The organism is Devosia marina (assembly GCF_009758415.1).
Taxonomy (GTDB): Bacteria; Pseudomonadota; Alphaproteobacteria; order Rhizobiales; family Devosiaceae; genus Devosia; species Devosia marina.
Window position 1 is genome coordinate 26,550 of the sequence record NZ_WQRF01000014.1, and the last position, 9,974, is coordinate 36,523.

Consider the following 9,974-nt stretch of genomic DNA (forward strand, 5'->3'; position numbering starts at 1 on the left):
ATGGATCGATGAACAAGGTCGCAAGCAACGAAGCACAACACATCCAGCGCGGCTCAGCGCCCGACCATGGCATCCCATTCGCAGAGGCGGTGCGCGTCTGGGCCCGCGTGGCGGCGCTTTCCTTCGGCGGCCCGGCCGGTCAGATCGCTGTGATGCACCGGATCATCGTCGAGGAGAAGCGCTGGATCGGCGAGAACCGCTTCCTGCATGCGCTCAACTATTGCATGCTCCTGCCGGGACCGGAGGCGCAACAGCTCGCCGTCTATATCGGCTGGCTCCTCCACAAGACCAAGGGCGGACTCGTGGCCGGCACGCTGTTCGTGCTCCCGGGCGTCGTCGCCATCATGGCACTGAGCTGGATCTATGCGCTCTTCGGCAATGTCGGTGCCGTCGAGGCGCTGTTCTTCGGGTTGAAGGCGGCGGTGCTCGCCATCGTGCTCGAGGCCGTCGTGCGCGTCGGCAAGCGCGCCCTCAAGAACAACATCATGGTGGCGCTGGCCGCCGCTGCGTTCATCGCCATCTTCTTCTTCCAGGTGCCGTTTCCCCTGATCATTCTGAGCGCGGCCATCATCGGCTTTGCCGGCGGACGGGCGGGCCTTGCGCCCTTTCTTGCCGCCAACGGGCACGGCAAGGTGGGTGACAAGCAGGTTGCCGACGCGGACAGTGTCCTCGGGGAGACGATTCCCGCTCATGCGCGGCCCTCGCTCGCCTGGGCGCTGAAGATCGCGGGTGTTTTCCTCATTCTGTGGCTCGCACCGGTTGCGGCCCTTCTTGCCGCGCTCGGTCCCGGCAATGTCTTTACCGAGATTGCCGTTTTCTTCTCCAAGATGGCCGTGGTGACCTTCGGCGGCGCCTATGCCGTTCTTGCCTATGTCGCGCAGCAGGCCGTGGAGACCTATCACTGGCTCCAGCCCGGAGAGATGCTGGACGGGCTCGGAATGGCCGAGACCACGCCTGGGCCGCTCATCATGGTCACGCAGTTCGTGGGCTTCATGGGCGCCTTCCGCGCGCCCGGATCGCTCGATCCGTTGCTGGCGGCCACGCTCGGTGGCCTGCTCACCACCTGGGTGACCTTTACGCCCTGCTTCCTGTGGATCTTTCTCGGCGCGCCCTTTGTCGAGGCGCTGCGCAGCAACCGGGCGCTGTCGGCGGCGCTGGCGACGATCACAGCGGCCGTCGTCGGCGTCATCCTCAATCTCGCGGTGTGGTTCGGGTTGCACGTGCTCTTCGGCGAGTTGATCGAGGTGAGCGGCTTCGGCATGAGCGTCGATGTGCCGGTCCTGAGCTCGGTCAACGTGGCCTCGCTCGTGCTCACCCTCGGCGCGCTGATCGCCGTGTTCCGCTTCAAGGTCGGCATGCTGCCGGTGCTTGCCGCCTGTTCGGGCGCAGGTTTGCTCTCTGGGCTCGTTTCGGGAACACTTTAGGCAGCCTGCGTGAGTGACATCCCTTCGGAAGGAGACTGGCTATGACTGATGGCACTATGTTGGATCAAAAAAACCTTGAGGCGGCTGCAGGTATCGCGGGAACAATGACCGGCGACGTACTCAAAATGTCGGTGCCGCGCAGCGATGTAAAGGAGACTGTGGATGGCTTTGAGATAGTTCCCTTTATGGGCCTGACCACTTGGGCAGCGTTCCGCAAAGGCACTGAGCAGACGACGGTGATGGGCGACATCGTTCTGATGGAAGACGAAGTCGGTGTTGCCGTTTCCGCAGCAATCGAGGGGGGATTCTATGTGACCGCGCTGCACAACCACTTCATCCGCGCGCAGCCCGAGGTGCTGTTCATGCACATCGAAGCTACGGCCGACGAAGCCACATTGGGACAAGGTGTTCGCAAAATACTGGATGCAGTCGAAACGGTTCGCCAGGCTCGTCCCGTCAACCCTGCCATCAAGGAGGTCCCCAACCAACTGGATACCAGGCAGTTGGAAGACATCATCGGCGCCCCGGGCGAACTCAAGGACGGGGTCTTCAAATTCACGCTGGGGCGCCCGGAGGTTCCCGTCAGATGCAGCCGCTGCGGCGGTTTGGAAATCAACTCGGTGATGGGATACAACACCTGGGCGGCATTCCAAGGCACTGAGGAGCGGGCCGCGGTGTGCGGCGACTTCGCGATGCTCGAACTCGAAGTCGCTCCGATTATCCGGGAACTTCGCGCCGGCGGGATCGAGGTGGTCGCCGTCCACAACCACATGTTTTTTGAGGAACCCCGGATCATCTTCCTCCACTATTGGGGCATCGGCAAAGCCACTGACCTGGCCACTATTTTGGGCCGTGCCTTGGCAACCCAGAAACAGGTCCAGTCCGATGACGCGTGCTGTTCGCCATAATTGGTCGAGGTGGTCGCCCGTTTGGCCCCCCCGGCGACAGGGATCGGGCTGCGAGCTGCGGAGAGCGGATCAGCCGGCAACCGGACATGCGATAATCCATTTGAACTGAGCGCCGATGCGGTTGTACGCGAGATCCAAACTAAGCGCCCCACCGAGGCAATTGCTCGGTCCGGCGACCCATCTCCTCGCGGCACGCGCCTTACGCGACTTCGGCGACGGCTTCGTGGCGGTCCTGTTGCCGGTCTATTTGCTCGCTTTGGGGTTCTCGCCGCTCCAGGTCGGCATCATCGCCACCGCATCGCTGCTCGGCTCGGCGCTGCTGACCATCGCGGTCGGCTTCCTCGGCCCGCGTTTCGATCATCGCCAGCTTCTGCTTGCGGCCGCGAGCCTGATGATCGCAACCGGCGTCGCTTTCGCCGTGGTTCACGATTATGCGCTCCTGCTGGTCGTCGCCTTCGCCGGTACGATCAACCCGTCGGCCGGCAGTGTGAGCGTGTTCGTGCCGATCGAGCACGCGGCGCTGACGCGGGAAGTGAGTGACGCCAACCGGACGAGGATGTTCGCGCGCTACAGCCTTGTAGGAGCGCTCGCAAGCGCCGTCGGCGCGCTCGCCTCGGCCATTCCCGATGTGATGACCACGGTCGGGCTCGGCCAGCTCACGGCGATCAAGCTGATGTTCGTCCTCTACGCGGTTGTCGGGCTCCTGGGTGGCGTGTTCTATGCACGCATCCCGAAGCGCCCGCCCGCAAGCGAGGCCGCCGCCGCGCTTGGTCCCTCCCGCGCCATCGTCTTCAGGCTCGCGGCACTCTTCAGCCTCGACGCCTTTGCCGGCGGGTTCGTCGTGCAGTCGCTGCTGGCGCTCTGGCTGTTCGAGCGGTTCGACCTGTCGCTGTCTGCCGCCGGTGTGTTCTTCTTCTGGTCGGGTGTACTGTCGGCTTTCTCTTTCCCGGTCGCCGCCTGGCTGTCGCGGCACATCGGGCTCATCAACACGATGGTGTTCACCCACATTCCCTCCAGCATCGCCCTGATGCTGGCGGCGCTCGCCCCCAACCTGGGCGTTGCGCTTGCCCTGCTGCTGATCCGAGCAGCGCTCTCCCAGATGGACGTGCCGACGCGTTCGTCCTACGTCATGGCCGTGGTGACAGAGGCGGAACGCGCCGCCGCCGCGAGCTTCACCTCCGTCCCCCGCAGCCTCGCCGCGGCTGCCAGTCCCGCACTCGCCGGCGCCTTGTTCGCCGCATCCTACAAGGCTTGGCCGTTCCTGATCTGCGGCGTGCTCAAGATCACCTACGACCTGCTGCTGCTTGCGCAGTTCCGCCACATCAAGCCGCCGGAAGAGCGGAAGTAGGTTGCAGCTGATCACCGCCGGGCTCATTGCCTCCGTTCACCACCCTGAGGCGCTTGCGGGCGAGGTCCGCTCCTGTCGGCTTCAAACGAAGACGCGTCACCTCGGACGTCGGCGGCGCGTATAGCTCCGGTGTCGTCGGTGGCGCCACCCAGTCGATGTTGACCAGCGTTCCCCAGCACTTCGGACACCTAGACTAGGCCGTCCAGGAAGGCGTGAAGCAGGAAATCGTCGCCGAGCGTGATCGCCAGCGTCAGGACGTCGAGGACAGTGACCTCCGGACAAGGTGATGTGCGGCGGATCGCGGCCATGTGCCCCTTCACACGCCAGCCGGTTGCCCTCGAGAGCGTCCCGGATCATTGCCCACATCCAGGGCGGCGGCTCTCCGCTGCCTCGGTTGGGCGTAGATGATCGTCAGGGCTCTCTGCGCCGTCGGCATGCTAGCCGGCTGGTTCATGTGAGCTTCGATGTTCTCGGGAACTGGGCGCATTCAGCTTTATGCGCATGTCCTAAAGCCAACCGCGTCGTTTGAAATACACAAACGGAAGCAGGGCAGAGAGAACCATCAGCCCCAAAGCCCAAGGATACCCGAGGAGCCAGTGCAATTCCGGCATGTAATCAAAGTTCATGCCGTAGATTGATGCCACCAAAGTTGGCGGCAGGAACACGACAGCTGCGACCGAAAAAATCTTGATGATTTGGCTTTGTTCCAGATTTATGAGCCCCAGGGTGGCGTCGAGCAAGAAGGTGATCTTGCCGGACAGGAAGATCGCGTGATCACCCAATGAAGTCGCGTCGCGCTGGACAAGCCGGATGCGCTGCCGGAGTTCTTTTCCGGATTTGACGGGACCAGTCTCAACTGCGCTGTGGTAAGCGGCCAACCGGGCAATGCTGACGAGGCTTTCCCGGATTTTGGTCAGGAGATCGCCCTTTCGTCCAATCTGTTCAATGAGGGATTGCAGGTCTCGGGTCTTCTTGGTGGCGCTCTTCGACTTATTGCGGAATACCTCCTGGGAGATCGCGTCGACCTCGTCACCAATGCGCTCAAGGGCGTCAGCCGTTCGGTCGATGATCGCCTCAATAAGGCCTACCATTGCCATTTCGCCAGACGTGCATGGCTCGGCGCCTTCGCGCTGCACTCGTGCCGTGTATGTCGCGAAGGGCTTGGAGTCGCCATGACGGACCGTAACCAACGTCTTGCCCTTCAGGATGAAGGAGACCGGCACCTTGACGGCATCTTCGGTTTCCATGTTGGTCACCGCAGTCATTGTCATGAATGCGGCACCGTCCTCGCGGTAGAGCCGGTCCGAAAGCTCGATTTCCGCCATCTCGTCGCGCGTTGGGATGTTCACACCAAGGTGCGCTTCGACCTGCTTCACCTCGTCTCCCGTAGGATTCAGGAGATCGAGCCAGAGAGCAACTCGGTCTTGTGGCTGCTGAAGGTTCTCAACTGGCGCGAGGTGACCATTCTGGCCCGAGTAGATGCGCAGCATTTGCGGCTCCTATTGGCGAGGCTTGCGCCGTCCCTGGAGCCCCTTGTTCAAAGGCGCACTGGCGGCGCGATCGAAGATCGACTTCGACTGTCCGGTTGCATGATTTGTCCTGTGCTGGACGACAGTCAGATGACCGCCATACTGGCGAAGTGAAGGAATCCTAAGCGGTTGTCAATATGAGTTGTCCTGACGTGCCGCGCCAGGTTCTGCCTCCCGATTGTTGGTTCTAGAGCAACGTGCGAAAGGTGGTACCGGCCTTTCGCAAGAAACGCTGCGACGGCAAGAACTAGAGCCGGCGCTCTGGTTGCGTCAGAGCGCGTAAGGCTCTTGGGGCACGCGACCGAGTGCGCCATGTGTGAAGAAGCAGCGTCCGCTTCCTTACCGAGCTATGCCCGGAGCGGCGGTCTTGGAGGCAATGGTCAGTGGTATGCACCGCACGCTTCGAAGGTTAGGTGATCCTGCCAAACCAGAGAACCGAAAGCGAGGCCGCGGCAATAGAGACGAGGGCGGCGATGCCGGCGAGGATGAAGGCGATCTCGGTGAGCTTGCGTTCGGGCACCAGGCGCGTCGAGAGCGTTTCATAAACCTCCATCAGGGCCTCGGGGGAGTGAGCTGCAAAAATACTCACCTCGGGTGAGATCGGCTATGGTCTGCAGGGTCGTCAGGTCGAGCATCGCCCGCATCGAGCGCCCGCCGAAATCGACGACGTCACCCTCGGTCGAGCCGAAGCCGACGGTGTGCACACGAACGCCGTAGTCGGCGGCAAGGCGCGCTGCCAGGACCGGATCGGGTCCCGTCGTGGTTGCCCCGTGCGTCAACAGGATGATGACGGCGCTGGTAGGAGCCGGGCTCGACGGGCTGATGCTCGGGCTCCTCGGGCTCAGGGACGTCGAGCGAACGGCCGGCGCTGCTCGGCCGGTCCAGCAGGTCGCGCGGATCGTCGAAACTGTCGATGGAGAATTTCTCGTCGGGAAAGATGGTGGCGAGCGCGGCGATGGTGGCGGCGCCGACCGCCGTCCCACGCCGCAGGTCGAAGCTGTTGATGGTCGCGTCGAGCATGTCGCGAACGAGAGTCGGGGCCTGCACGAGCGCCCCAGACCCAGCGAAGGCGACGCAGCAAGGCGTGTGGCTTCATATCGGTCCGCGCATCGATCCTGAGATATCGATGGAGAGGATCACCGTGGAGGGCGATGAGGCGAGCTCCACCATGGCGACAGGACGGGCGATGGCGAAGAGCAGCAGGGCCGGCGGCACGTGCCGCCGCCAGGTCAGGTGCGTCCGACGGCTCGCCTCAGGAGCGGCAGGTTGCATACCGCAGGACCGTACGCTTCCTCACTTCATGCTCCTTTCCGAACATGTCGCGCATCATCCAAGGAAGCCGGAGCTGAGCCAGCCCAGAAAGCCGGCACCGAGAACCGCCAGGACGACGTTCACCTTCGACTTCCAGAGATAAAGGACGGCCAGAGCGAGCGCGAAGATCACCCCGCCGAGAAGCACGGACGGTAGCCGCTCGATGACGACAAGCGCGAGTTCGACCGTGGTCGCGGCGATCAGACCGACGACACCTGCGGATACGCCCTCCAGGAAGCTGTGCAGGGTCTTGTTTTCGACCACGCTCTCCAGACGCTCATGGAAGAGCAGCGAAAAGCCAAAGGCTGGTAGAAAAATCCCGGCCGTCATAGCGATGGCGCCGAGCGGACCGCCCCCAAAATAGCCGACGAAGGTGGAGAAGATGATGAGCGGTGCGGGCAGGATGCCGGACAGAGCGAGACCGTCAAGGAATTGGGCGTCCGTCATCCAGCCGTTCCCCACTGCGTCGTCACGCAGGAACGGAATGACAGTGTAGGCTCCCCCAAAGGTCAGGAGACCGGCCTTGAGGCCAGAGAAAAACAGGGCCACCAGCGATGCGTCCTGCGCGATCGGCCCGTTGGAGAGTGCTGTGCCCTGCGCGGCGCTTTCGAGCAGACCTGTTGAACTCTCTGGCCCGACCAGGACAGCGAGCACGGTGGCGGCTACCAGGGTCACGGCCGCAAGTGCATGCTGTCTTCGCAAGGCGAAGGCATAGACCAACCCTGCTGCCGGAAGCGTGATCCAGAAGCTCGCGCCGAGAAACGCTGCGAAAGCGCTGACGATCCCAATGCCCCAGAGCCATTTGTCGAGGAGTACGTGCTCTCCAATTCTGTGGACCGCACGCACGATCAGTGCAATGACCGCAACTTGAATGCCGAGAAATATCGGACCTAGAGCCGATTGCGTGATGTCGATCGTGAAGTAGAGCCACGATAGGGCGAACATCAGAAGGAAGCCCGGCAGCATGAAGCCGAGCCCCGCAAGGAAGCCGCCCATGCGCCCACCTGGAAGCATGCCGATATGGACGCATAATTCGTGCGCCTCAGGCCCCGGAAGCACCTGATAGACGGCAAGAAGGCGGTTGAACCGGCTGCTGGAAATCCAGCGCTCCTCATCAACGAGTTCTCGCCGGATCATAGCAATCTGCGCGACAGGTCCACCCCATGCGAGAAGGCCAAAGCGCAAAAAACGCACGAAAATCTGCCATTGCGATAGCGTAGGCACAGTTGGCTCTCGCTGATCGGCAACATGGCCACCGGAAGGGTCAGGCGTCTGAGTCATTATCGAAGCTGGACCTTTTGAGGGTGGACAGAGATGACAACCTCCGGTTCTGCATAGGAGGCCCTCACGGCCTTCAGTTGATACGTTTGTTGCTTTATATGGAATAAAAGATACAGTAGCAACATTGGAGGTGTAATGGCCATGACTCAATCCCGCCGACATTCTCCTCCTAATTCACCAGCTTCCGGCCAAGCTGGCCTATTTCCGCGTGACACCTTGGCGTCGCTTGCAGGCGATCGGGGCCGTCGCCGTGAAGAACGCCATCTATGCCCTGCCCTCGAATGCGGAGACGCAGGAGGCGACCTTAGCCCCGGCTCGTCTGAAAATATGCGTAGAGAATCGTCGACGATGGCTGCTCCACGAGCGAGCCGCTCCTCATCGTCACTGGTAGCCATGCCCTGAGGCAGAGGATCGGAACACTAGAGCGACGGTGCTCGGCGTTACCGCTTTTGTCGCACAGGTCACCTAGTTGCAATGAGTTGAAAGGATCTTTCAATGTCAGAGTTGACAGCCCACTTGGGACGCATAGCCGTCCTTTGGCGCGGTGATGAACTGGAACGCCGTGGAGCTACACCAGAAACCTGGGTTCGCCCGGATCGTCACCGTTACGGACGTTCGGTTTGAGCGCATCCTCAACCGGGTGAAGTGGCCACTGGTGCGGCTGGGGTCTCCACATCCTGTTGGCAATACCATTGCTGTCGCGGGCCTCCTATCTGCCGACGAAGCCAGTCTCGAGTTGGTGCGGCCGTCGAGCTACGTCCCCCTTTTTCCGGCCGCTGTGGAAGCCGCGGCCTAACCAGCAGCCGGGCAGGGGGGCGGTTCATGAGCGAATCGAAACGACGGCTGATCCTCGGTCTGCAGGACGCACTTGGCGCCGCTGTCACGTCGGCGCTCCATGACCCTGACGTTGTCGAGGTCATGCTCAACCCCGACGGCAATCTATTCATTGAGCGGGTAGGGCAGGGGATAGCGGCGGCGGGGCAGATGGCCTCCCATGACGCCGAGACCGTCATCGGCAAGGTCGCCCACGCCCTCAAGACCGAAGTCGACCAGGACCGGCCAATTATTTCCGGGGAGTTGCCCCTTGGCGGACACCGATTCGAGGGGATTTTGCCGCCGGCCGCGCCCGCGCCGATGTTCACGATCCGCAAGCGCGCCTCAATGCTGATCCGCCTCGATCAGTATGTCGCCGATGGCATCATGACGCCCGAGCAGGTTGATGTGATCCGCGATTCGATCGTGAACCGACTCAACATCGTCGTGTCGGGAGGCACTGGAACGGGCAAGACCACGCTCACCAATGCAATCCTGGCGGAGCTGGTCGAGACGACGCCGGAGCACCGGCTGGTGATCCTGGAAGACACTGCCGAGATCCAGTGCGCGGCGGAAAATCATGTGATCCTGCACACCACAGACTCGGTCGATATGGGCCGTCTATTGAAGTCGACGATGCGGCTGCGTCCGGATCGCATCATCGTGGGCGAGGTTCGCGACGGCGCTGCCCTCACTCTCTTGAAGGCGTGGAACACCGGCCATCCGGGCGGCATCGCGACGGTTCACTCGAACTCGGCCGGCGCCGCTCTTACCCGCCTTGAACAGCTCGTCGCCGAAGTCAGCTCCCAGCCGATGCCGGAAGTCATCGGTGAGGCGGTCGACCTGATCGTCTCGATCGAACGCGCGCCCGGCGGGCGAACCGTTCGCGAAATCCTGAGGGTCGAAGGCTTTCGCGACGGGCGATACCTCACCACGCCGGTCGGCGCGTCGAAATCCGAATCCATGCAGGGAAGAAATCTTCATGTCGTCTAAGAAGGCTTTCACGCTCCTCCTCGGTCTCGCGGCCGCATCCATCGCCATGATCGAACCGGCGCTCGCCAGCGGAGGAGGGGGCTTGCCCTGGGAAGGGCCCCTGGAACAGATTCAGGAATCCATCACCGGTCCAGTCGCCGGCGCTATTGCGCTCGCTGCCGTCGCCATTGCCGGCGGCATGCTGATCTTCGGCGGCGAGCTGAACGATTTCGCGCGCCGGCTTTGCTACATCGTGCTCGTCGCCGGCATTCGCTGAAGCTGAGGTTGGTGGTGATGACGACGCTGGTCTGCTCGTAGAGCTTGCTGAGCAGATGGAACAGCAGCGCCCCGCCTGACGGGCTGAACGGCAGATAGCCCAGTTCGTCGA

Annotated in this window: 10 protein-coding genes and 2 pseudogenes; 6 read left to right on the top strand and 6 right to left on the bottom strand. The window is 62.3% G+C overall.

Features of this window, described 5'->3' with window-relative positions; genetic code table 11:
- The first annotated feature begins 8 nt into the window (after positions 1–8).
- The 3 genes from chrA to GO014_RS18695 all read left to right on the top strand — a co-directional run bounded on the left by chrA (position 9) and on the right by GO014_RS18695 (position 3,680).
- Positions 9–1,424, top strand: coding sequence for a chromate efflux transporter (chrA, locus tag GO014_RS18685; protein ID WP_157291793.1), 1,416 nt, complete (start codon positions 9–11; stop codon positions 1,422–1,424).
- Positions 1,425–1,465: 41 nt separating this feature from the next.
- Positions 1,466–2,332, top strand: a complete 867-nt coding sequence (locus tag GO014_RS18690; RefSeq protein ID WP_157291794.1) for a DUF1259 domain-containing protein — start codon at positions 1,466–1,468, stop codon at positions 2,330–2,332.
- A 115-nt stretch (positions 2,333–2,447) separates the two neighbouring features.
- Positions 2,448–3,680, top strand: a complete 1,233-nt coding sequence (locus tag GO014_RS18695; RefSeq protein WP_090599402.1) for an MFS transporter — start codon at positions 2,448–2,450, stop codon at positions 3,678–3,680.
- 506 nt (positions 3,681–4,186) lie between these two features.
- Here GO014_RS18695 and GO014_RS18700 read toward each other — a convergent pair.
- The 5 genes from GO014_RS18700 to GO014_RS18725 all read right to left on the bottom strand — a co-directional run bounded on the left by GO014_RS18700 (position 4,187) and on the right by GO014_RS18725 (position 7,801).
- Entirely contained in the window at positions 4,187–5,170 is a 984-nt protein-coding gene (locus GO014_RS18700) for a magnesium transporter CorA family protein (protein ID WP_090599398.1), read from the bottom strand.
- Positions 5,171–5,618: 448 nt separating this feature from the next.
- Positions 5,619–5,762, bottom strand: coding sequence for a hypothetical protein (locus GO014_RS18705; protein WP_157291795.1), 144 nt, complete (start codon positions 5,760–5,762; stop codon positions 5,619–5,621).
- 116 nt (positions 5,763–5,878) lie between these two features.
- The gene (locus tag GO014_RS18985; protein ID WP_179953010.1) at positions 5,879–6,229 is read right to left on the bottom strand and encodes a hypothetical protein; all 351 of its coding nucleotides are present in this window, start codon (positions 6,227–6,229) and stop codon (positions 5,879–5,881) included.
- A gap of 72 nt (positions 6,230–6,301) precedes the next feature.
- On the bottom strand, positions 6,302–6,481 hold the full coding sequence (locus tag GO014_RS18720; RefSeq protein WP_157291798.1) for a hypothetical protein: 180 nt from the start codon (positions 6,479–6,481) through the stop codon (positions 6,302–6,304).
- A gap of 54 nt (positions 6,482–6,535) precedes the next feature.
- Positions 6,536–7,801: a chromate transporter gene (locus GO014_RS18725; RefSeq protein ID WP_157291799.1), complete on the bottom strand. Its 1,266-nt coding sequence runs from the start codon at positions 7,799–7,801 to the stop codon at positions 6,536–6,538.
- A gap of 547 nt (positions 7,802–8,348) precedes the next feature.
- Here GO014_RS18725 and GO014_RS18730 point away from each other — a divergent pair.
- The 3 genes and pseudogenes from GO014_RS18730 to GO014_RS18740 form a co-directional block, all read left to right on the top strand.
- Complete coding sequence (locus GO014_RS18730; RefSeq protein ID WP_157291800.1) at positions 8,349–8,597, top strand: acyl-homoserine-lactone synthase; 249 nt, start codon at positions 8,349–8,351, stop codon at positions 8,595–8,597.
- Between the two features lie 26 nt (positions 8,598–8,623).
- Positions 8,624–9,607 carry a P-type conjugative transfer ATPase TrbB gene (gene trbB, locus GO014_RS18735; RefSeq protein ID WP_157291801.1) on the top strand — a complete coding sequence of 328 codons (984 nt, stop codon included), beginning with the start codon at positions 8,624–8,626 and terminating at the stop codon, positions 9,605–9,607.
- A pseudogene (locus GO014_RS18740) lies at positions 9,597–9,857 on the top strand (TrbC/VirB2 family protein); the annotation flags it as partial. The gene trbB and the pseudogene GO014_RS18740, both read left to right, overlap by 11 nt.
- Here the strand turns inward: GO014_RS18740 and GO014_RS18745 are convergent.
- Positions 9,856–9,974 (bottom strand): annotated as a pseudogene (locus GO014_RS18745) (ATP-binding protein); the annotation flags it as partial. The pseudogenes GO014_RS18740 and GO014_RS18745 sit on opposite strands and share 2 nt — an antisense overlap.

Bases quoted from the DNA above. Each gene is read 5' to 3' on its own strand.
- GO014_RS18985 (WP_179953010.1), bottom strand. From the start codon at position 6,229: ATGCTCGACGCGACCATCAACAGCTTCGACCTGCGGCGTGGGACGGCG.
- GO014_RS18725 (WP_157291799.1), bottom strand. From the start codon at position 7,801: ATGACTCAGACGCCTGACCCTTCCGGTGGCCATGTTGCCGATCAGCGA.
- GO014_RS18695 (WP_090599402.1), top strand. From the start codon at position 2,448: ATGCGGTTGTACGCGAGATCCAAACTAAGCGCCCCACCGAGGCAATTG.
- GO014_RS18720 (WP_157291798.1), bottom strand. From the start codon at position 6,481: ATGCAACCTGCCGCTCCTGAGGCGAGCCGTCGGACGCACCTGACCTGG.
- GO014_RS18705 (WP_157291795.1), bottom strand. From the start codon at position 5,762: ATGGAGGTTTATGAAACGCTCTCGACGCGCCTGGTGCCCGAACGCAAG.
- GO014_RS18700 (WP_090599398.1), bottom strand. From the start codon at position 5,170: ATGCTGCGCATCTACTCGGGCCAGAATGGTCACCTCGCGCCAGTTGAG.
- trbB (WP_157291801.1), top strand. From the start codon at position 8,624: ATGAGCGAATCGAAACGACGGCTGATCCTCGGTCTGCAGGACGCACTT.
- chrA (WP_157291793.1), top strand. From the start codon at position 9: ATGAACAAGGTCGCAAGCAACGAAGCACAACACATCCAGCGCGGCTCA.
- GO014_RS18690 (WP_157291794.1), top strand. From the start codon at position 1,466: ATGACTGATGGCACTATGTTGGATCAAAAAAACCTTGAGGCGGCTGCA.
- GO014_RS18730 (WP_157291800.1), top strand. From the start codon at position 8,349: ATGAACTGGAACGCCGTGGAGCTACACCAGAAACCTGGGTTCGCCCGG.